21 protein-coding genes and 1 pseudogene are annotated in these 20,382 nt (G+C 41.9%); 18 read left to right on the top strand and 4 right to left on the bottom strand.

The genetic code is table 11. The annotated features are described in order from the left end of the window. Window positions 1-33: 33 nt before the first annotated feature. Both AC4G47_RS13670 and AC4G47_RS13665 read left to right on the top strand, forming a co-directional pair. Complete coding sequence (locus AC4G47_RS13670) at window positions 34-402, top strand: alcohol dehydrogenase catalytic domain-containing protein (RefSeq protein WP_491106374.1); 369 nt, start codon at window positions 34-36, stop codon at window positions 400-402. Beyond that, on the top strand, window positions 402-995 hold the full coding sequence (locus tag AC4G47_RS13665; protein WP_491106373.1) for a zinc-binding dehydrogenase: 594 nt from the start codon (window positions 402-404) through the stop codon (window positions 993-995). Before AC4G47_RS13670 ends, AC4G47_RS13665 begins: the two co-directional genes overlap by 1 nt. A gap of 133 nt (window positions 996-1,128) precedes the next feature. Here AC4G47_RS13665 and AC4G47_RS13660 read toward each other — a convergent pair whose 3' ends face one another. Next, window positions 1,129-2,097: a LacI family DNA-binding transcriptional regulator gene (locus AC4G47_RS13660; RefSeq protein ID WP_145321608.1), complete on the bottom strand. Its 969-nt coding sequence runs from the start codon at window positions 2,095-2,097 to the stop codon at window positions 1,129-1,131. A 165-nt stretch (window positions 2,098-2,262) separates the two neighbouring features. On the opposite strand from AC4G47_RS13660, the gene AC4G47_RS13655 reads away from it, so the two are divergent. Then, a complete protein-coding gene (locus tag AC4G47_RS13655) occupies window positions 2,263-3,603 on the top strand; it encodes a 6-phospho-beta-glucosidase (protein WP_491106372.1) in 1,341 nt (446 codons plus the stop codon). Window positions 3,604-3,731: 128 nt separating this feature from the next. Here the strand turns inward: AC4G47_RS13655 and AC4G47_RS13650 are convergent, their stop codons facing one another. Then, entirely contained in the window at window positions 3,732-4,400 is a 669-nt protein-coding gene (locus tag AC4G47_RS13650) for an ArsR/SmtB family transcription factor (RefSeq protein ID WP_076334297.1), read from the bottom strand. Window positions 4,401-4,743: 343 nt separating this feature from the next. Here AC4G47_RS13650 and trxB point away from each other — a divergent pair, with 343 nt between their 5' ends. The 14 genes and pseudogenes from trxB to AC4G47_RS13580 all read left to right on the top strand — a co-directional run bounded on the left by trxB (window position 4,744) and on the right by AC4G47_RS13580 (window position 16,291). Then, window positions 4,744-5,673 carry a thioredoxin-disulfide reductase gene (gene trxB / locus AC4G47_RS13645; protein ID WP_491106371.1) on the top strand — a complete coding sequence of 310 codons (930 nt, stop codon included), beginning with the start codon at window positions 4,744-4,746 and terminating at the stop codon, window positions 5,671-5,673. A 26-nt stretch (window positions 5,674-5,699) separates the two neighbouring features. Next, a complete protein-coding gene (locus AC4G47_RS13640; protein ID WP_491106370.1) occupies window positions 5,700-6,188 on the top strand; it encodes an OsmC family protein in 489 nt (162 codons plus the stop codon). A gap of 29 nt (window positions 6,189-6,217) precedes the next feature. Continuing rightward, a complete protein-coding gene (locus AC4G47_RS13635) occupies window positions 6,218-6,544 on the top strand; it encodes a thioredoxin family protein (protein WP_491106369.1) in 327 nt (108 codons plus the stop codon). Between the two features lie 5 nt (window positions 6,545-6,549). Further along, window positions 6,550-6,849 (top strand): annotated as a pseudogene (locus AC4G47_RS13630) (nitroreductase family protein); the annotation flags it as partial. 74 nt (window positions 6,850-6,923) lie between these two features. After that, a complete protein-coding gene (locus tag AC4G47_RS13625; protein WP_491106368.1) occupies window positions 6,924-7,985 on the top strand; it encodes an NADH:flavin oxidoreductase in 1,062 nt (353 codons plus the stop codon). Window positions 7,986-8,130: 145 nt separating this feature from the next. Then, window positions 8,131-8,787: a carboxymuconolactone decarboxylase family protein gene (locus AC4G47_RS13620; RefSeq protein WP_491106367.1), complete on the top strand. Its 657-nt coding sequence runs from the start codon at window positions 8,131-8,133 to the stop codon at window positions 8,785-8,787. Between the two features lie 25 nt (window positions 8,788-8,812). Further along, window positions 8,813-9,541, top strand: a complete 729-nt coding sequence (locus AC4G47_RS13615) for a DsbA family oxidoreductase (protein WP_491106366.1) — start codon at window positions 8,813-8,815, stop codon at window positions 9,539-9,541. Between the two features lie 61 nt (window positions 9,542-9,602). Continuing rightward, a complete protein-coding gene (locus AC4G47_RS13610) occupies window positions 9,603-10,118 on the top strand; it encodes an OsmC family protein (protein ID WP_491106365.1) in 516 nt (171 codons plus the stop codon). A gap of 244 nt (window positions 10,119-10,362) precedes the next feature. Next, on the top strand, window positions 10,363-10,527 hold the full coding sequence (locus AC4G47_RS13605) for an aminotransferase class I/II-fold pyridoxal phosphate-dependent enzyme (RefSeq protein ID WP_491106364.1): 165 nt from the start codon (window positions 10,363-10,365) through the stop codon (window positions 10,525-10,527). A 195-nt stretch (window positions 10,528-10,722) separates the two neighbouring features. After that, on the top strand, window positions 10,723-11,925 hold the full coding sequence (locus AC4G47_RS13600; protein ID WP_491106363.1) for a sensor histidine kinase: 1,203 nt from the start codon (window positions 10,723-10,725) through the stop codon (window positions 11,923-11,925). Window positions 11,926-11,941: 16 nt separating this feature from the next. Next, window positions 11,942-12,592, top strand: coding sequence for a response regulator (locus AC4G47_RS13595; RefSeq protein WP_491106362.1), 651 nt, complete (start codon window positions 11,942-11,944; stop codon window positions 12,590-12,592). A gap of 190 nt (window positions 12,593-12,782) precedes the next feature. Beyond that, window positions 12,783-14,987 (top strand): MMPL family transporter, encoded by a 2,205-nt coding sequence (locus tag AC4G47_RS13590; protein ID WP_491106361.1) that lies wholly within the window; start codon window positions 12,783-12,785, stop codon window positions 14,985-14,987. A 14-nt stretch (window positions 14,988-15,001) separates the two neighbouring features. Continuing rightward, window positions 15,002-15,877, top strand: coding sequence for a DegV family protein (locus AC4G47_RS13585; RefSeq protein ID WP_491106360.1), 876 nt, complete (start codon window positions 15,002-15,004; stop codon window positions 15,875-15,877). A 72-nt stretch (window positions 15,878-15,949) separates the two neighbouring features. Continuing rightward, the gene (locus AC4G47_RS13580) at window positions 15,950-16,291 is read left to right on the top strand and encodes an Asp23/Gls24 family envelope stress response protein (RefSeq protein WP_491106359.1); all 342 of its coding nucleotides are present in this window, start codon (window positions 15,950-15,952) and stop codon (window positions 16,289-16,291) included. Between the two features lie 1,431 nt (window positions 16,292-17,722). On the opposite strand, the gene AC4G47_RS13575 is transcribed toward AC4G47_RS13580, so the two are convergent. Beyond that, window positions 17,723-18,418, bottom strand: a complete 696-nt coding sequence (locus AC4G47_RS13575; RefSeq protein WP_491106358.1) for an ABC transporter permease — start codon at window positions 18,416-18,418, stop codon at window positions 17,723-17,725. Continuing rightward, a complete protein-coding gene (locus AC4G47_RS13570) occupies window positions 18,411-18,557 on the bottom strand; it encodes a hypothetical protein (protein ID WP_458122682.1) in 147 nt (48 codons plus the stop codon). Before AC4G47_RS13570 ends, AC4G47_RS13575 begins: the two co-directional genes overlap by 8 nt. A gap of 216 nt (window positions 18,558-18,773) precedes the next feature. On the opposite strand from AC4G47_RS13570, the gene AC4G47_RS13565 reads away from it, so the two are divergent. Further along, complete coding sequence (locus AC4G47_RS13565; protein ID WP_491106357.1) at window positions 18,774-20,243, top strand: amidohydrolase family protein; 1,470 nt, start codon at window positions 18,774-18,776, stop codon at window positions 20,241-20,243. The last annotated feature ends 139 nt before the right edge of the window (window positions 20,244-20,382 follow it).

Here is a 20,382-nt window from a genome sequence, read left to right as displayed (position 1 = left end):
GTTCCATCATTCTAAATCTTTGGGGGTATATTTATGAAGAAGATGAAAGCCATGCAAATTCCAGCTGCAGGAGAAAAAATGCAGTTAGTTGAAGTACCCGTTCCGCAGCCTGCAGAAGGGCAAGTGTTACTCCGCGTTGAAGCTTGCGGCGTATGCAATGGAGACTCAATGGCGATGGGTGGTGCGGCGTCAGCCTATCCTCGTATCCCTGGACATGAAGTGATAGGAATCGTTGATGAGCTTGGAGCAGGCGCATCAAAATGGAAAATTGGAGCACGTGTTGGCATTGGATGGCATGCGGGACATAGCCATGTTACCGGATTAACGATGGACGGTGGATATGCGGAGTACATGGTTGCATATGAAGACAGTTTGTCTAGTATCCAAATGAAATTTCGGTGATGGAAGCTGCTCCACTAATGTGTGCTGGTGAAACAACGTTTAGTGCCATCAAAAATAGTAAAGCTCGTCCTGGTGATCTGGTAGCAATTCAGGGAATTGGTGGGCTAGGACATCTGGCCGTTCAGTTTGCAAGCAAGGCAGGATTCCGCACCGTGGCTATTTCACGAGGAAATGACAAAGAAGCTCTTGCACGTGAACTTGGAGCTCATCACTACATTGATTCGGCCGAAGAAGATCCAGCTGAGGCATTGCAAGCATTAGGCGGTGCCAAAGTTATCCTGGCAACTGCACCTAACGCAAAGGCTGTTTCCTCTTTGATCAACGGTTTGGGTCAAGACGGCGAGCTTATCATTGTGACAACTTCCACTGATCCACTAGAATTATCAGCAATGGACTTTTTGAAGGGACCTGGCAAAGTCAAAGGTACGTTAACAGGTGGAGCGGAAGAAATCCAAGCAACGATTAATTTCAGTGTACTGACAGATACACGTCCCATGATTGAGTCATATCCATTAGATCGTGCTAGCGAAGCTTATGATAGAATGATGTCAGCATCCACTCGTTTTCGTGCTGTACTGAATATTTCTGAATAAAGGTGTATCTCCAGTAGAGATAGCACGATTTGCAGAAAAATCGCAATGTATGCCTAAAACCACTTGTTCAAATTGAACAAGTGGTTTTTCTTATAAGTTAAGATAGGTCCTAAGCTTTAATACAGATACAGTGTTATGTCGAGCGACGTTCAACTAACTTATATGATAAAGGGTTTAGCTTATTGCTCGTGTTATTCCACCCATTTTGCAAAATGAGAAACGCATTCTCAGCTTGCTGAACAACTGGATAGTCAATCGTTGTCAAATCAAGCAAGTGAGCGACTTCCGTATTATCAAAACCCATAATCCCCAAATCTCCCGGAATGGAAAAACCTAACCGACGCAAAGCTGTCACAAGACCGGCTGCCACTTCATCATTAGCACAAAAAATAGCATCAGGTCTATTTTCCTGCAATACCCACCACTCAGCTATTTCCTCACCATCTCGAACAACAGTTTTATCTTCGAAATGAGGAAAGGGATACGACATTATATTATGTTTTTTTATGAATTCAGTATGGGCACGAATCCGTTCCTTTGTATTCAATCCTTTAGACATTGGATATATGTTAAGTATTTTTCGGTAACCTTTGGAATGAAGATGTTCAAGACCTGTCCAATAGGCATGGAATTGATCCATAAAGACAGATGGAAGATTCTCGTTTTGAAGACGTTGCCAAGTCACAATGGGACCATATCTGGCATAGGATTCAATCACATTCCAATCATTGGACCGTATCATACATACAATAGCATCCAATTGCTTTCGTTTCAGCATTTCCAGGGCTACAAGTTCCTTTTCAGCATCTTCGTTCGTGATAAAAAGAGTGATGTTAAATCCGTTCTTCTCAGCTATTAGAGTGAATGCACGAACAAAATTAATAATAATGGGACTAAAAGAGACCGTTATTATTCCAATCTGACGAGTTTTCCCTTTTTTTAGAGAGATCGCATTAGCATTGGGAACATAATCAAGCTCCTGGATGATTCCTAAAACTCTTTGTTTAGTTAAATCACTTACGTAGCCGCGATTGTTAATTACTCTTGATACAGTTGCTGTGGATACTCCTGCTAAGCGAGCAATATCGTGAATATTCGCCACCTCTAACCACCTCTTAGGAGCAAGCATATCATGTTTCCTAAGCAGCCACAAAGTTGAAAAGGAAGACAGTCAGTACATGATTATTTTTAATGCTTGACATGTAATGCATTACATAAAATACAGTACAAGTATAGTTTGAATTTAGTTTTTTAGGAGGAGTTCAATATGAAAAAAGGTCTGAAAATTGCAACTATTGGCGGGGGTTCAAGTTACACACCGGAATTGGTGGAAGGATTTATCAAACGGTATCATGAACTTCCCATCAAAGAGTTATGGCTAGTAGACATTGAAGCAGGCAAGGAAAAACTTGAGATTGTCGGCGCTATGGCTCAACGTATGGTGAAAGCTGCAGGGATTGATTGTGAGGTTCATTTAACACTCGATAGACAGGAAGCTTTGAGGGATGCAGATTTTGTGACCACTCAACTGCGAGTAGGACATATGGATGCACGGATCAAAGATGAGACGATACCCATTAAATACGGACTAATTGGTCAAGAAACGAATGGGGCAGGGGGAATGCTAAAAGCATTTCGAACCATTCCAGTTATTCTAGATATCGTTGAGGATATGAAAGTGCTTTGTCCAAATGCATGGCTGATTAACTTCACGAATCCAGCTGGCATGGTTACTGAAGCAGTTCTTCGTTACGGAATGTGGGAGAAGGTTATTGGATTGTGTAATGTACCCATTGTGGCTGTGAAAAATGAATCCGCAGTGCTTGAAAAGAGTGAAGATGAATTATTTTTCAAATTTGCGGGGATTAATCATTTACACTGGCACAAGATTTATGGACACAATGGCCAAGATCTTACCCGTCAAGCGATCGATAAATTGTATGGTCCCGAAGCAAAATCAGAGAAAATCGTTGAAAACATTAAAAACATGAGATTCCTTCATGAACAACTTGTACAACTAGAGATGCTTCCATGTCCTTATCATCGTTACTATTACATGACTGATGCGATGATCCAAGAAGAACTTGAAGAATCGAAGGGAGAAGGAACTCGCGGACAAGTAGTGAAACGCTTAGAAGAAAGTCTGTTCGAACTTTACAAAGACCCAGGATTGGATCATAAGCCAGAAGAACTTGGAAAACGAGGTGGAGCTTATTATAGTGATGCTGCCTGTGAGATTATTAACTCCATCTATAACAACAAAGGCACCCAGATGGTTGTAAGTACACGCAATAATGGAGCGATTAATGACCTGCCAGTGGAAAGTGCCATTGAAATCACTAGTGTGATTACTTCCCATGGTGCTGAGCCTATTCATTTCGGTTCTTTTCCTCCCGCACAACGAGGATTATTACAGCTAATGAAGTCCATGGAGGAATTAACGATTGAAGCTGCGGTTACAGGAAGCTATGCAACGGCCCTCCAAGCATTTACGTCCAATCCACTTGTCCAAAGTGGTGATTCCGCTAAGGCTTTGTTGGATGAATTACTCGAGGCTCATAAAGAATACTTGCCGCAGTTTTACCGGGAAGCGTCCCTTCATGTATAAGCGGTTCAATAGTATATTGAATAATTAGATTTTCTTTAAATAAAAAAGACTTCATGCCTAGTAAAATGGGCCTTGAAGTCTTTTTTAGATTTGAAAAATATTGTACTTCTTGTGCTCCAGAAGTCAGCCTAATGTAAATGGAAATGTTCCTGCCACTCATTCAAGCCCTCTTCCATACGATAAGCCGTAAAGCCTTCCGATTGAAGTTTCTGTGCTGCCAATGCGGAGTAAACACACAATGGGCCTCTACAATATGCGATAATCTCTGTGTTTTTTGGAATGTCTCTTATGAATACTTCTAACTCTTCCATCGGCATCGAGATTGCTCCCGCAATATGATCCATTTCATATTCTTCTTTAGGACGTAAATCCACCAGAATGATTGAATCATTTTTTATTCTCTCCCTGACCTCGTCCATGGTAAGTGTTTGAATGTCGTCAAGATTGTTTATAAAGTCATCTTTCATTCTACTGATGTCAGGAATTTGTTTCTCACTAATTCGCCATAAAGAGGACAGAAAATTGATGATCTCCGGATCAGCTAAAGAGTAGATCACAAAAGTTCCTTTTTTCGTGAATTTAACCAGCTTGGCATCGAGTAGAACTTGAAGGTGTCTGGATACATTCGCAACATTCATATCTGTAGATGCTGCTATTTTTTCTACTGTTCTAGAGCCATTGGACAACAGGTTCAAAATCTCCAGACGCTTATCACTGGATAAACATTTTCCTATTCTGGCCAATTGTTTATATAGATCTTCCTTAAAAAGCTTCGCTGAATTCAATAATTCTTCCATTGTCGTCAACCTCTATTCTTATTTTATGTTCAACGGGACTTCCCCACTTCAATTCGAACGATAATCTTCATTTTTAAAATTGAACCCTTTATAGATTCAATTGAATATTAAAATTTTAACATGAACAACCAGAGTGAAGTCAAGTCATAAGGCTAAATCCATCTAAGTAAGAACTCTAACTCAAAACATTCATTTCAATCTAAGGATATCCCGCGTGCAGTCAATTGATGAGAAGCAGTTGACGAAGAGATCCTACAATGCTATAATTCAATTAATCAATTGAATATTAAATGTTATTCGTATATGTAATTGTCATACACACTCAAATTTGGAGGGATAGCATATGTATAAATCTGTAATTGTCGGAACAGGGCCAGCGGGATTAACCGCAGCAATTTACTTGGCTCGTGCGAATATGAATCCACTCGTCATTGAAGGACTCGAACCAGGAGGGCAGCTTACAACCACAACCGAAATTGAGAATTATCCTGGGTTTCCAGCAGGAATTATGGGACCTGAGTTAATGGATAATATGCGTAAACAAGCTGAGCGGTTTGGGGCTACGTTTGTTAACGGTTGGGTAAAAGCAGTAGATTTGAATAACCGACCGTTTAAACTGGAAGTGGAGGGCAAAGGTGAAATTATTACTGAAACGCTTATCATTTCAACCGGTGCCACTGCGAAATATTTAGGAATACCAGGTGAAACAGAAAATGTAGGTCGTGGAGTGAGTACTTGTGCCACTTGTGATGGGTTCTTCTTTCGAAATAAGGAACTCATCGTAGTCGGTGGGGGCGATACTGCATTGGAAGAGGCAAACTTTCTAACACGATTCGCTTCCAAAGTGACTGTGGTGCATCGTCGTGAAGAACTACGAGCCTCTAAAATTATGCAAGATCGCGCTCGTTCAAACCCTAAAATTGCGTGGGTTTTAAGTAAAACCCCACTTGAAGTAGTGGCTGGAGAACGTGGAGTGACCGGATTGAAAGTCCAGAACAATGTCTCCGGCGAAGAAGAAATTATAGACGCACACGGTGTATTTGTAGCTATTGGTCATCATCCGAATACAGAATTTTTAAATGGTCAAATTGAGACGGATGAGAATGGCTACATTGTCACAGTTCCCGGCACATCTATGACCAATATTTCAGGTGTGTTTGCTTGTGGCGATGTGCAGGATACTCGATATCGTCAAGCTATTACTGCCGCAGGATCTGGAGCTATGGCAGCCATGGATAGTGAAAAGTTTATCGACTCTTTAGAAAATAATTAAAGACGTGGGGAAAGGAGCATATTAAAATGCCGGATCAAAAAATGGTTATGAATACGGTTTGGTTCAAAGACGCAAAAGGATTTGGTCGCATTAAAAGCGATAATTTGCTAACCCAAGTTGCTATCCCTATTCCTAAAGGAGGAAGCGGAGAAGGTGCTAACCCACAACAACTTCTGATGTCCTCAGCCATTGCTTGTTACGCTCTGACTCTAGCTTATATGTTAGATCGCAAGAAAGTACCCTTTGCTGGGTTCTTTATGGATACAGAAGGGAACACAGCACAAGGAAAGCAACTAAGCATTACACATCGTCCGCATGTTGTTTTATCCTCAGATGCCTCGAAGGAAGATGTGGCTGTAGTCGAAGCACTATTCCTACAAGCAGAAGAAAAATGCCACATTGGTCAGCTGCTTGTTAAAGCAGGTGTGCCGGTAGGTACCGAGGGTAAAGTATCCATCGATGCTGGAGATGATCTGACAAGTAATTATATTGAACAACATCAAATGGAATGGTAAACCATTCATTATAAAAGGGGACTATACAAATGAAGAAAATTACCTCGAAGTTAGAATTTGATACAGCTATCCGTTCCCCAAAAATCACTGTTGCTGTCTTTAAAGCAGATTGGTGCCCGGACTGCAAATTTATTGATCCGTTCATGCCTGAAGTTGAAGAAAAATTTGCGAATGATCTGGATCTCATCGAAGTGGATGTAGATCAAGTAGGTACTGTAAGTGAAGAACAAAATATCATGGGTATCCCAAGTTTTGTAGCCTATGTCGATGGTAAAGAGCTTGCTCGATATGTCAATAAGCTTCGTAAATCACGCGAAGAGATAGAACATTTTTTGCAAAGTGTTAGCAAGAAATGACACTAATTATGAATGCTGTACAAGCAGCTCCTTCCTCAATTAATGGGCAGTAAGTCACTGTCATAAGTATTGAGGATCGACAAACCAAAGAAAAAATCGCTGAGCTGACCGGAAACCAGCCTTGGGTCGCACAGGCTCCTGTGTTCCTATTGTTTTGTGCTGATTTTTTCAGGGCGCAACTTGCGGCTGAACAAAACGAAGAGAACTTAGCTCTTGAATTAATCGAATTACTCGGTCTTCCTGAATATGTGTTTCCTGTAAGTGGACTTGTTGTTGGACATCCTGCTGATCTCTCTGCGAAGAAACCAGTGCGTCAGGGATCCATTTCAAATAAACATTTATTAATAAATATATTAAGTAAGTAAGCCTGGAGGTTATTATGAACAATTCACAATCTGTTGAAGCTCTTTTTAAACCATTCGAAATGGGAAATCTCAAACTATCTAACCGTATTATAATGGCACCAATGACTCGAAACTTTTCTCCGAATGGCGTACCGGGGGAGGATGTCGCCGCGTATTATCGTCGTAGAGCTGAAAATGGTGTTGGACTTATTCTGACAGAGGGTACATTTATTAACCATCCTGATGTTGCTTCTAATGTGCCCGCATGGCAGGAGGATGTACCACACCTATACGGAGAAAAGGCGCTAAACGGATGGTCAAAAGTAGTTGATGGTGTCCACAAAGTCGGCGGTAAAATTTTCTCACAACTTTGGCACATGGGTGCACGTGGTAACGTCAATGATTACACTAACCAAGAGATTTCCGAATTGGTTGAAGCCTTCAAACAGGCAGCAGTCAATGCAAAAAAAGTTGGTTTTGATGGCATCGAGATTATGGCATCACATGGATTTTTAATCGATCAATTTTTCTGGGGAAAAACCAACTCGCGTAGGGATGAATACGGTGGCGATATACTCAAGCGTACCCGATTTGCTAGTGAGGTTATCGCAGCTTGTCGAAGTATTGTTGGACCAGACTTCCCCATTACGCTACGGATCTCACAGTGGAAATATGATGACTATACAGCAAAACTAGTCGACACTCCAGAAGAATTAGCACAATTCTTAACATCGCTAGCCGATGCAGGCGTAGACATCTTTCATGCCTCTATTCGCCGCTTCTGGGAACCAGCCTTTAAAGGATCTGAACTGAATCTCTCAGGATGGATCAAAAAATTGACGGGCAAACCAACCATTACCGTTGGATCTGTTGGACTCGACGCTGACTTCTTGGATTTCTTTGATAACGGAGAAAATGCAAATGGAAAAGCAACCCAAATCGATGCTTTAGTTGAGAGATTAGAGCGCGAAGAATTTGATTTGATCGCAGTTGGTCGCGCATTGTTAGCCGACCCTGACTGGGTAAATAAAATCCGTGAAGGAAGAACAGAAGATTTACTTCCGTTTACGCGTGAGGCACTGAGCACTTTATATTAAAAGGAACTACACTACAGATTACTCATGCTTATGCTTGACTTACGTAGCAACATGCCTTATTATTCAATCAATCAATTGATTATTAAATTTTAAATATATGATCAGATATCACTAACAAAATTCGAATGAACAGAGGGGTTTTTCTATGAGTCACCAAGACAGTTTATTTAAAAAATCAAATTTCAAGCGGATCGGAGAATTCAACTCGGTTTCTCCAGAAATCTTCAAGGCATTTATCTCTTTTGAAAAGTTAGCATTAGCTGAAGGTAAGTTAACTTCAAAATTCAAAGAGATCATTGCAATTGCTATAGCTCATACCACAGGATGTCCTTACTGTATTGAAGCTCATGTGAAACAAGCTAAGAAAAATGGTGTTTCAAAAGAGGAAATGGCTGAATCAATCATGGTTGCAACAGCACTCAAAGCAGGTTCGGCAATGGCTCATGGTGTTAATGCTTTGAACGCGTATGATGGAAATGATGACGATGAGTTATATCGTGCATCATATATTAATCGGCTGAGAGAGTTCACCCAACTAAGTGATTCCTTTAAAGCCTTTGGTTCTTTTGATCAGCAAGCGTTAAAAGCCGGCACACTCAGTACCAAGGAGAAAGAATTGATTGCAGTTGCGGTAGCCCATACGACGGGGTGTCCATATTGCATAGATATTCATACCAAAGCCGCTAAAAAAGCCGGCGCGACTAAAGAAGAGTTGGCTGAATCAATCATGGTAGCTACAGCATTAAAAGCAGGTTCAGCTCTTGCACATGGCGTAAATGCTCTAGTTGCATTTGACGAATAACTTTAACTGAAACGGGAGGATACACATGAATATTGAAATCTGGTCTGACATCGCATGTCCATTCTGCTATATAGGTAAACAAAATCTGGAGAAAGCTCTAGAAGGATTGCCTTATAAAGATAAAATTAATATTGAATACAAGAGCTTTGAACTTGATCCTTCCGCTTCCTCATACGATGGAACAAGTTTTGCAGATAAATTAGCCCCTAAGTTCGGTGGAAGAGAACAAGCGAAAGAATTCATGAGTCACTTGACTCAACAAGCCAATAGCGTAGGATTATCTTTTCAATTAGACAGTCTAAAACCTACCAATACACTGGATGCTCATCGTTTATTAAAATGGGCAAAAACGAAAGGCAAAGAAACAATGCTAAATGAAAAATTACTTGTCGCACATTTCACTGAATCAAGGGATGTGGGAGATTATAATACCTTGGTCGATATTGCAGAAGCCGTTGGATTAGATAGAGAAGAAGCCCTTGGAATGTTGAACACGAAGGATCTCTATGCAGATCAAGTACGAAATGACCAAAATGAAGCTCGTCGAGTTGGGATTAGCGGGGTACCGTTCTTTATATTCAATCAAAAATACGCAGTTTCAGGAGCACAGCCGACAGAATCGTTTTCTCAAGTGTTGGAGAAAGTGTGGGAAGAAGAGCATCCTGCAGCTAAGTTTGAAATGCTTTCTGATGAAACCTCTAGTGAAGGATTATGTACGGATGAAGGGTGTGCGATCCCGCCTAAGAAGTCATAAAGGACAAGCAAAGATTAATTAGATCTGGAATAAGTAAACTATATAATAGAGGAGCTTAAACATGAGTAAATTGAATGGTGTGAATGTGAATATGCTTGGAAGCTTGGCGGAAAATTATAAGAAACATCCTGAAGAGGCGATTACAAGTTTTGCTTCTACAGTAAAATGGAAAGATGGCTTTTACTCGGAAGCCGAGGTTGGGGACTATAAGCCGGTACCTATGGATGAACCAGAATGGCTATCCGGAACGGGAAAAGGGCCAAATCCAGTTGAGCTTCTGTTAAGTGCACTTGGCGGTTGTGTAGGTGTTGGATTCATTGCTACAGCTAGTGGTATGGGGATTAAAGTACATTCTCTGGACGTTGATGTTACTGGAGAAATCGATCTAAATGTTTTCTTCGGCTTAAAAGAAGGAAATCCTGGCTTTGATGAAATAAATGTTCGTTTCAATGTAGACAGTGACGCAGATGAAGCACAGGTTCAGAAGTTGATAGCAAAAGCCATTGAAATTTCACCTGTGAAAAACACCATTGAAAGAAACGTTAAAGTGACTTCGACGTACACACTTAACAGTTAAAACCTTGGATACTTGATTGTCCTGCAAAAAGCGTAGACATTATGCGAGAAACACATAGCATAATGTCTACTTTTTTTAAAATAACAAGATCAGAGTTTTACCGTAGGAGTGGAGAAAACAGATGAAACCCATCCTATGCATATTTCAAGCAAGCTGTAGACTTCAATCTTCTGCAATTAGTGACCTCCGATTTAATGGATCAACAAGGACGCTAACGATGGATTATGATGATATACAATTATAAGTGCGTGATGAAAAGGGAAGCTTATGTATTTTTTGCAATCCTCATAATCCTACAGGACGTGTTTGGACACCTGAAGAACTAAAAAAGTTGGGTTTGCGGGCTTTAATCCCATTTACGGGGGAGCACCTACAGAAGAGCTACTCTCACAGCTTCTTGCGGGTTTGAATGCAGCCGTGCGCCAGTATAAAGTAGATGAACTCAAAGCAGTAGACAAGGTGAAATCGTCCATAAGAATGACTTATAGGCGATTTTCTTATACTATATTACAAAGTCAGCTCTAAATGTACGAAAGGGCATGCACCAAAGTACATACAATCCCCAGGCAATCCGTAATATAATGATTGAATGAGAGGTGATTCCATGAAAAATATGTCGAAACAGCCCCGCTTCCTTCAATCAAGTCTGGATGAAGATTATGACAAGATCACTTCCTCCCGTCTTCCCATTATCATATGGATCGTACTGGTGACCATCGTCACTGTTGTTTTACAAACCATGTCTGCTCCCCTACTGGTGCCCACCTTGTTTTTTATAGTTATTATGCTTCTTCACATGTATCTATATTGGCGTGTGAATGATGTTATCAACCGTTCCAGAGCACTGTATCTGATTATCCAAGGATACCTTATTTTTGGAAGTGCGATAATGATGCCAGACGGGCTTCCCGTCATACTAATTGGCTTGATTCCAGTATTAATAGGACAAACCGTGGCGATTTTTTTTGAAACCAAAAAAGTGGTTTTTGTAGCTTTTGTTCTTTATCTCTTCTTTTGCCTCGTCACCTTGTTGACAAAGGGTGTACATGAACTTACCTTGTTTATCCCGTTGATTCTGCTCATGATTATCGTTGTTATGGCTTATGCATTACTCTACTACCGACAGGTTAATGCAAGGGTGCGTACACAGACATTTCTGCGAGATCTGGAACTGACTCACCAGAAGGTAGAAGAACTGACGCTGGCCAACGAGCGCCAACGAATGGCAAGGGACCTGCATGATACGTTGGCTCAGGGGCAAGCCGGACTCATCATGCAATTGGAAGCGGTAGACGAATATCTGATCCGAGGGAGCATTGAAAGAGCTCATGAGATTGTTTTGACATCCATGGCACAGGCTAGACAGACATTGGGTGATGCAAGAAAAGCGATTGACGATCTAAGAACAAGAGCTACACCTGCTGTCAACTTTAACGAAGCAATTCAAGATCAGCTGCAACGTTTCAGGCTGGCGACTGGAGTTAATATCAAGTTGGAATTTATAATAAAATCTGTTCTGTCCGGAGCTAAAATGGAGCATATATTGCATATTTTGAGTGAAACACTGACGAACGTGGCACGTCATGCGCAGGCCAACCTTGTATCCATAAACATTTGGGATAATCAGCAACAATTTCATATGGTTATCAAGGATAATGGGAGAGGTTTTAACATTGAGAAAATAGGGAAAGAGTCAGGGCATTATGGTCTGATTGGTATTCATGAGCGAGCGCGACTTATAGGCGGGCAAATTCATATTGAGAGCAACAGTGAAGGTACCACAATAGAGGTATCTGTACCTATATAGTATGGGAGGAAAAATAATGAAGCATAAAGTTCTGATTGTAGATGATCATTGGGTTGTTCGTGAGGGGATGAAATTGATTCTGGGAACCGATGACAATTACCACATTGTCGGAGAAGCTGAAGAGGGAAATGCAGCCTTGAAACAGATGGAAGAGTTGAAGCCAGACGTCATTCTGATGGATCTAAATATGCCCGGGGGATTGAGTGGACTGGATACATTGAAAATAATGAACGAAAAACAGATTCAGATTCCCGTTATTATTTTGACCACATATAATGAAGACGAGCTTATGATCAGTGGGCTGGGACTGGGAGCCAAAGGATATTTGCTTAAGGATACAAACAGAGAAAATCTGTTCCGCACACTGGAGTCCGCTCTGCGTGGGGAGACTCTGTTGCAGCCTGAAATAACTGCCAGGGTATTTGCGTATCGTGACAAGCCAGCGGTTGAAGTGAAACCGAAAAAGTCACTATCGTTAACTGAAAAAGAATTAATCATCCTTCAGGCAGTGGCCCGAGGACTTCGCAGCAAAGAGATTGCTTTTGATATGGGAATGTCGGAACGAACCGTTAAGGCTCAGTTGACCAATATATATAACAAACTGGGCGTAGATTCACGTTTGGAAGCCGTCGCCGTATCTGTGGAAAGAGGTATATTGCATTTATAAAAAAAATATTATTCCATAATCAATGGTCAGTGATCACTCAAGCTGCCCATTGGTACTTCCCAAACGTACATCAAGGGCATGCCCTTATGTACGTTTTTTCTTGTTCACTTTTAGATATGATGAAATAACGAGGTTGTCCAACATCAAGATGGTCCAGATATGTAGCAACGAAGGGAGACGTCAAAATTATATGGCAAAATTATTATTTCGACTCGGTGAGTGGTCGGTAAGAAAAAGGAAAATGGTGATCGCAGGAGGGCTGATGATTCTATTGCTCGTGGCTGCCTTGGGTCTTGGACTCGGAACGTCCTTCACTGGGGAAATGACCATTCCGGGAACCAAATCGGACCAGGCCGGGCAAATATTAAAAGAAGAATTCCCGTCCTCCGGTGATGGAGGACAAATCAGATTGGTATTCAAGTCAGAAAAGGGAACTCTGGAATCGGATTCGAATAAAAATCTGATAGCAAAAGCATTAAGAGATGTTCAAAAAGATGCATCCGTGCAAGCTATCGTCAGTCCTTATGATGCCGGTACACTAAGCGCAGACAAGAAGATCGGATATACTGATGTGACCTACAGTCAGCCGGCCAGTGAAGTGACCGAGACTTCAAAGGAACATGTTCTGGATGTTGTGGAATCCTTGAACAATCGTGGAATTCAGACGGAACTTGCCGGAAGTGTAGCCTTCTCGGAGATTGAAGTTGGAGGAATCTCTGAAGTCATCGGGATTCTGATTGCATTCATGATTCTGGCTTTCACATTCACATCGTTTCTAGCAGCAGGATTACCGATTCTGACTGCAGTGGTCGGACTCGGTATAGGGTTAATGATTATTATCATCGGTTCAAACGTGGTTTCCATGTCCTCGTTCTCCATTACACTAGCTGTTATGCTGGCGTTGGCCGTAGGCATCGATTATGCTCTGTTCATCATGTCCAGGTATCGTCAACAACTGGCATCAGGGTTTGAGCGGAATACAGCTATCGCCCAAGCCAATGCGACCGCAGGAAGTTCAGTCGTATTTGCAGGTATCACCGTCATTATTGCGCTGGTGGGATTATCCGTTGTACAGATTCCTTTTATCACTATGATGGGCTTGGCAGCTGCTGTCAGTGTGTTCGTTGCTGTTTTAATCGCAGTTATCTTTGTACCAGCTGTACTGGCTATCGCTGGGGATCGAATTAGTCCGGCACGTGAGAACAAATGGTTGAGAAAAGGGTCTGGTCGCGAGAAATCCGCTGGATCAGAGAACCGTTGGGGTCAAATCGTTACTCGGAAACCTTGGTTGACTGCAATTCTGTGTATAGCCGTATTAATAGTGTCCACACTTCCATTCCTGCATATGCAGTTGGGACTTCCCGACAATGGATTAAAATCCACCGATACAACAGAACGCCGAGGATATGATTTGCTTGCAGAAGGGTTTGGGGAAGGGTTCAACGGTCCGCTAGTTGTTGTGGCGAGAGCGGCAACCAGTGATGATCCACAAGCAGATATCGGAAAAACTACAGAATATATTAAAAATCTGCCTGATGTTGCAAGTGTCACTCCACCTTTTCCAAGTCCGTCAGGGAAAGCGGCAATTATCACGTTGTTGCCGGAAACAGGACCTCACGACATCAAAACGACGGAGCTGGTGCAGTCGATTCGTAGTGAAGCGGAACAGGTTATGAAGGACACCAACGTAGAAATTATGGTGACCGGGGGAACAGCGGTTAATATTGATATTTCGGAGAAACTTTCCGAAGCCTTGCCAAAATTCGCTTTACTGATCGTAGGTCTAGCTTTTGTACTGCTCATGTTAGTATTTCGTTCCATTCTTGTACCAATTAAAGCCGTACTCGGTTTCCTCTTCACCCTTGGATCCACCCTGGGCTTTATCGTGTGGGTCATTCAAGACGGTTACCTGGCAAGCCTGTTCGGAATACCCGAACCTGGGCCAGTACTGAACTTCCTTCCGATTCTTGTTACAGGTATTCTATTCGGTCTTGCTATGGATTATGAGGTGTTCTTGGTAAGCCGGATGAGAGAGGACTATAACCACACCGGAGACGCACGAAAATCGGTACGAAGTGGTATTACGCATAGTGGTCCAGTAGTAACTGCTGCAGGTTTAATCATGATTGCCGTTTTTGCCAGCTTTATCTTTGCTGAAGACACCATCATCAAATCGATGGGATTGGCGCTTGCCTTTGGTATTTTGGTAGATGCATTCATTGTTCGGATGACGCTTGTTCCGGCTGTGATGACCCTTTTAGGACGAAGCGCCTGGTATTTGCCGAAGTGGCTAGATCGACTCCTTCCAAATATTGATGTAGAGGGAGAATCTGTGATGAAAGAAAAAGAAGAATCGGAGCGTTCATTTTTGATGAGTAAAGAAAAATCAGGTTAGGGGGAAGAAGTAGTATGTCGAAAGTACGCATTTTTGCAGATAGTATCTCGGATGTCCCACAGGATTGGATTGACAAATATAATATCGGAATTGTTCCCTTGTATATTGTTTTTCAGGATAAGTCCTATCTTGATCGAATAGAAATCAATGCAAAAGACATGTACAACTTGGTTGAAATATACAACCTATTGCCAAAGACAGCTGCACCTCCTCCTGCTGATTTCATTCAAGCGTTCCGTCCAATCATAGAGAACGGAGAGGATATACTGTATATCAGTATGTCCTCTCATCTATCATCGACCTATCAGAACGCCTTGGCTGCGGCAAGAGAGTTCCCCGCGGGGCGGATCACGGTTGTAGACTCACTGAATGTATCCGCTGGGACAGCCATGAATGTACTTCTAGCTATAGAAATGGCTTCAGCGGGAAAAAGTGCCCTTGCAATCGCCGAACGCCTAGAGACAGCGAGGCATGAAATCCAATTAAATGTACTCGTTGAAAATCTCGATTATCTTCATAAAAGTGGGAGAGTTAGCAGCATTCAAAACATGATTGGTAGTATACTCCGAATTCGTCCCGTTTTATATGTTAGCCACGGAAGAGTGCTCTCCGGAGTGAAGTATAGGGGGAGCAAGGAAAGAGTTGTAAAGAAACTTTTACAGGACATTTTAAGCCATATTCATCGCATTGATCATGACCAGATTATTATTGCCCAGACGCTGGAAGAAGAAACCGCTGAGTGGATACGCAACTTGATCCTTGAAGAGACCTCTATTCGTACTGTACACATCATCGAAGGAGGCTGCTCCATCTGCTCTCACAGTGGTCCACACAGCATAGCAATCAGTTTTATACTGAAATCGGAACCACTTATTCAGGCTCCAGTATAGACATATTAGTATCATATATCAAAGATGCTTAAGCATTCATTCATCTAATAAGGAATAATAAGGGGTAAAATCATGTTAATCCAAAATGTTCTAGGCAAAACTACATTTTCTAAAGAGGTTATCTCCAAAATTGTAAATAAGACACTTAGTATAACGGAAGGTATTAGTTCCAGATCATCTTATATGGGATCCCTTACGAGAAAATTGACCGGTAACAGTACTTATAGTGGCATTGAGTTACGTGAACAAAATACAGGAATAGATATTCATTTAAGCGTTACCGTTCAATATGGGATTCGTGTGCATGAGGTGTGCAGGGAACTACAAAATATAGTGAAAGAAGTAGTAGAGAATTTCGCAGGGCTGACCATTGGTGCGATTCATGTCAAGGTAGAGGGAATTGTTCTTGGGTAGAAGTAATCATTTATTGAATTCCCTATTTTGAAAACACCATAGAATCGAAAGGAGTGTTGACAAGATGACGATCATTTCAATTGTACAAGCCGATATGCATTCACTTTTGGGAGCTAAACTCAATTTAATGGCGGTCGGAAATATGCCCTGTACATTTGCTGGTTCGAGCAACCAAAGGATCGTTGGGGAGACCTTCCAAAAGCTATGGCAATCTAAAAGAACAATCGATTCAGTCATGAGTATGCCTACGAGGCAAAAAAGGGCGATACAACACTAGGAATGATTACGTGTCTACCCATTAGTAGACTAGAGCAAGTGATCCCAAAAGACACATTGAAGTTACGACCGTTTCCAGTATTCTACCGGGGAACGGTCGTTTAGTTTCTTTTTGGAATCGATCCTGTAGGGATAGAACTCGTTGGAAGGCGAGCAGATGCGATTCCAGTTCTTCATATTATTGTTTACAATCTTTTTCGGTAAGAGAATGGTTCCCAGTTTCTTGGAACTCAAATCTACATTCTTGGTTGCATCAGTTCAGGCTTTTCGATGAGTGTGTATTTCATGATCTTGAATTGAGTGTGTATTTCATGATGTTGAATTGAATCATGTTTGTTCTGGCTGTGGGTCAGCAATACCTTTCTTGTTGTCGAATAGACAGCTAGAACATGCATTTCAATGTAAATGTGGACATGCTTTTGCTAATTTTCATGTGTCCAGTTGGAACGAATGGAGATATGAATCAGTGAAAATTTCTTCTGTACTTGGTTAGAGATTGCAGGGAAGAGGAGTAAAGAAATTAGCGTACCATCTTGGCATGAAATTGAGAAAATGAGGGATCAGTCTTTTCCCAGTGTTGCTTTTAAATACAATTTTGATGAGAGCAGTTCTTCTAGAAGAAAGTGCTAAAGGAGATATTCAGTCGATGAAATCGTACACACCACCTAAAAGTTGCAATGCTGTCGAGGGACAAGAACATGTTCCCATTGAAGTCGCTATTTTAGCGGCTTTTTTATTTTATCGGTACAAGTTTGTCCCGAGCAAAAGACAAGAACTTGTACCGATTACCGGAATGGACAAGAATATAGTCCGATTGCCGATTAGATCAATATCTAAACAACGAACACATACACTTTAAAACCTCTTTAACAACCATAATAACGAAAATATTTAAATTGTTATGGAACAACTGGCATGCTATGAGGTAAACATCATAGGCAGGTAGGTATTAAAACAGTGAAATATTGATACAGAAAGTAGCTATTATGGACAAGAACTTCTACCGATTGCCGAAATGGACAAGAACATGTTCCCATTTCCGATTAGAAAACATCTAAGTAGAAGTGGTGGTCTCTATTGAGTAATTAACGGCACTAATGGCTGGAGTTTTTCATGTTGTTTTCAACTCCATCAGACCTACGATAGTTTTACTGTCTACACGTCCTTCATCTCCAGACGAAGCATCGATAGTAAGGCAATCAACAAGCCAGCAGCTCCAAGCGACAAATGGATCGCAATGAAGGAGTTAATGGATACCAGCGGTCCATTAAATCCGGAGCATACGATGATCGTTAGCAGGATGGAGGTGACCATAGTGGCCGTAACCGAATTCTTGTGCATCCCGAATAACAAAGGAATTAGGGACATTGCGGCAGCAGACAGCGAGCTAAAGGTGTACTCGAGCAATAGCACCCCAGCTTGTTCTATCGTCAGCGAATCCGCAATGAAGGGATAGAAGCCATCCATGGCAAACATAATGGAACCCATCAGCACGTCGGTGAGCAGGATCATTCCGGACGTAAAGACGAAGATGATGACCAATTTGGCAGCGATAAACTTGCGGCGTTTGATCGGATATGTAAAGAGCACGCCGAGCGTTTTGTTTCTGTATTCCCCAACAATCATAGTTGAGAGTAGCGCCCCAGCAAATATCATGAAGGTTGCCCTGACAAAGGTATCGATTAGCATGAACGACTCCGAGTAAGTGGCAAAAGCGTAATCCTGTGCCCCATAATCGGTAATACCTATCATCGTCAGGAACAGAAGGATCGCCAGGTTAGCCATGGCGGCATAGCCGATATAACGGGCGAACCGGTACTTCTTTAGTTCCATCGAGATCAGTTTAAGCAACGACTCCATCCCCCTTCCGCAGTTCAAGACGTATTTCTCCGAGGGTTATGCCTGTTTGAATATTCAGCCTGAGATTGGAAATGGGCTCTGAGCCGCGATAGTCTCTGGTGACGTTAATACTACGTACAATAAATGTCATTACTTTTGCTCTCCTCTAAGTACAGTCCCTTGCGGTCATTTTATCTATATTATAAAGGGGAAAGCCTTCATTTTTATTACTCGATTCTTACAAAACCCTTAAGCTTCGTGCAAGAGTGTAAGCTTTTTGTAAGAATGAATTAATAAAAAAGCAGGATCTGAACTCTATAATCAAGTTATATCGGTTGATATGATTTATTTTACGAGGAGGATAAGGATGAGTTTAAAGAAAGAAATACGCAGCTTCAGAAAGTCCCTGTTAGGGATCTTTGCATTATTGATTGCATTAACGGGGGGTACAGATACTGGATATGCAAGCATTGAGCCTGTGACTAAGCAGACGCTGGTGCTTGAGCATGCAACGATCGTGGATGTAAGATCTGGAAAGTTTAGCAACGATCAAACAATTATCATAAAGGATAACAAGATCAGTTACATTGGAAACAGCAAGCATACGGCCATTCCTGATTATGCGCAAGTACGGGATGCTACAGGCCAATACGTCATTCCCGGTTTGTGGGATATGCATGTCCATGTGGAAGATAACTATAAAGCCGCTTTCCCGCTCTTTCTGGCAAACGGAGTGACCGGGGTAAGAGAGATGGGGGCGTCTTTGAAGAACGTCGATATATGGAAAACAAGTATGCGTGCCGGTATGCCTGCCCCACGACTTGTCTATGCAGGGTCTACTTTAAATGGAGGTCCGGCTGATGAGGCTCCTCACATGTTTTATTTAAACACAGAGGAACAGGCACGGGAAGCCGTACGTCTTAACGTTACACATGGAGTGGATCATATCAAGGTATACTCCTGGTTGCCTCGTCCTCTGTTTCTGGCGGTCATAGATGAAGCCCAAAAGTACGGTTTGCCGGTAGTGGGCCATTTGCCGGTTGAGGTACGGCTTACTGAAGCCATTCAACTCGGATTCAAGAGCATAGAACATCTGCACGGTTTCTTTATTGCCACTTCAAGCATTGAAGATGATATTTTCAAGAATGCCGACATGAGCGATTTGCTCGGTTATTCGTTGGCGGAGATCGAGGCGTCTGAATCCTATGATTCTGTTAAGGCCAACAAGCTTTTTCGCAAATTCAAAGAAAAGGGAGTCTGGCCTGTACCGACCATTGTTACCTATTTGAATATGGCCAAAACCGAAATCGATCAGCGGTCCAAATACGTACCGACGGACGTGCAGAAGCAATGGGCTGAAGTGATTCGTGCCACTCCTCCCGAACAAACGGAATTAATGGAGGCCATCAATTTCCTAACGCCAGGCATGGTCAAAAAATTGAATGATGCCGGCGTGCCTATGCTTGCAGGTAGTGATTCCAGTTTCGAAATGACTAACTTTATATACGGTATTTCTCTGCATGATGAGCTGGAGTTGCTAGTTAAGAGCGGCCTCACCCCGCTACAGGCTTTACAGGCGGCAACGCTGAATCCGGCGCGATATTTGGAGAGAGAGCAGGAACTGGGCACTGTAGAAAAAGGAAAGCTCGCCGATCTCGTGCTGCTCGACAAGAACCCGCTGGAGGACATTCGAAACACGACAAGCATCTCCGCAGTTGTCTTGGATGGAAAACTGATGGAGAAGCAGACTTTGGACCGTGCGGTACAAACATACCCCGTGATAAAGGTTGCCGATCTAAAAGATGAACCGGAAGAATCCAAGCCATCTGTCCAATAAACACTTTTTAAGGTGTAGATCCTGTTATGAAGATAAACTTGGATAAAATAAATTATAAGCTTGCTCTATATAATGTTCTGGAATCTCAAATTGAACGAACTAGTATTAAAATTTAGGATTAACATAAGAATTAGCGGTA

It is taken from the genome of Paenibacillus sp. Negev47 (assembly GCF_058313655.1).
Note: the sequence above shows the minus strand (reverse complement) of the source record. Positions and strands in the feature narration are given on the sequence as shown.

Excerpts from the sequence above, each read along its gene's own strand:
- trxB (WP_491106371.1), top strand. The coding sequence starts at position 4,744 with ATGTATAAATCTGTAATTGTCGGAACAGGGCCAGCGGGATTAACCGCA.
- AC4G47_RS13610 (WP_491106365.1), top strand. The coding sequence starts at position 9,603 with ATGAGTAAATTGAATGGTGTGAATGTGAATATGCTTGGAAGCTTGGCG.
- AC4G47_RS13635 (WP_491106369.1), top strand. The coding sequence starts at position 6,218 with ATGAAGAAAATTACCTCGAAGTTAGAATTTGATACAGCTATCCGTTCC.
- AC4G47_RS13620 (WP_491106367.1), top strand. The coding sequence starts at position 8,131 with ATGAGTCACCAAGACAGTTTATTTAAAAAATCAAATTTCAAGCGGATC.
- AC4G47_RS13590 (WP_491106361.1), top strand. The coding sequence starts at position 12,783 with ATGGCAAAATTATTATTTCGACTCGGTGAGTGGTCGGTAAGAAAAAGG.
- AC4G47_RS13600 (WP_491106363.1), top strand. The coding sequence starts at position 10,723 with ATGAAAAATATGTCGAAACAGCCCCGCTTCCTTCAATCAAGTCTGGAT.
- AC4G47_RS13580 (WP_491106359.1), top strand. The coding sequence starts at position 15,950 with ATGTTAATCCAAAATGTTCTAGGCAAAACTACATTTTCTAAAGAGGTT.
- AC4G47_RS13665 (WP_491106373.1), top strand. The coding sequence starts at position 402 with ATGGAAGCTGCTCCACTAATGTGTGCTGGTGAAACAACGTTTAGTGCC.
- AC4G47_RS13595 (WP_491106362.1), top strand. The coding sequence starts at position 11,942 with ATGAAGCATAAAGTTCTGATTGTAGATGATCATTGGGTTGTTCGTGAG.
- AC4G47_RS13640 (WP_491106370.1), top strand. The coding sequence starts at position 5,700 with ATGCCGGATCAAAAAATGGTTATGAATACGGTTTGGTTCAAAGACGCA.
- AC4G47_RS13625 (WP_491106368.1), top strand. The coding sequence starts at position 6,924 with ATGAACAATTCACAATCTGTTGAAGCTCTTTTTAAACCATTCGAAATG.
- AC4G47_RS13585 (WP_491106360.1), top strand. The coding sequence starts at position 15,002 with ATGTCGAAAGTACGCATTTTTGCAGATAGTATCTCGGATGTCCCACAG.
- AC4G47_RS13650 (WP_076334297.1), bottom strand. The coding sequence starts at position 4,400 with ATGGAAGAATTATTGAATTCAGCGAAGCTTTTTAAGGAAGATCTATAT.
- AC4G47_RS13570 (WP_458122682.1), bottom strand. The coding sequence starts at position 18,557 with ATGACATTTATTGTACGTAGTATTAACGTCACCAGAGACTATCGCGGC.
- AC4G47_RS13615 (WP_491106366.1), top strand. The coding sequence starts at position 8,813 with ATGAATATTGAAATCTGGTCTGACATCGCATGTCCATTCTGCTATATA.
- AC4G47_RS13670 (WP_491106374.1), top strand. The coding sequence starts at position 34 with ATGAAGAAGATGAAAGCCATGCAAATTCCAGCTGCAGGAGAAAAAATG.
- AC4G47_RS13565 (WP_491106357.1), top strand. The coding sequence starts at position 18,774 with ATGAGTTTAAAGAAAGAAATACGCAGCTTCAGAAAGTCCCTGTTAGGG.
- AC4G47_RS13655 (WP_491106372.1), top strand. The coding sequence starts at position 2,263 with ATGAAAAAAGGTCTGAAAATTGCAACTATTGGCGGGGGTTCAAGTTAC.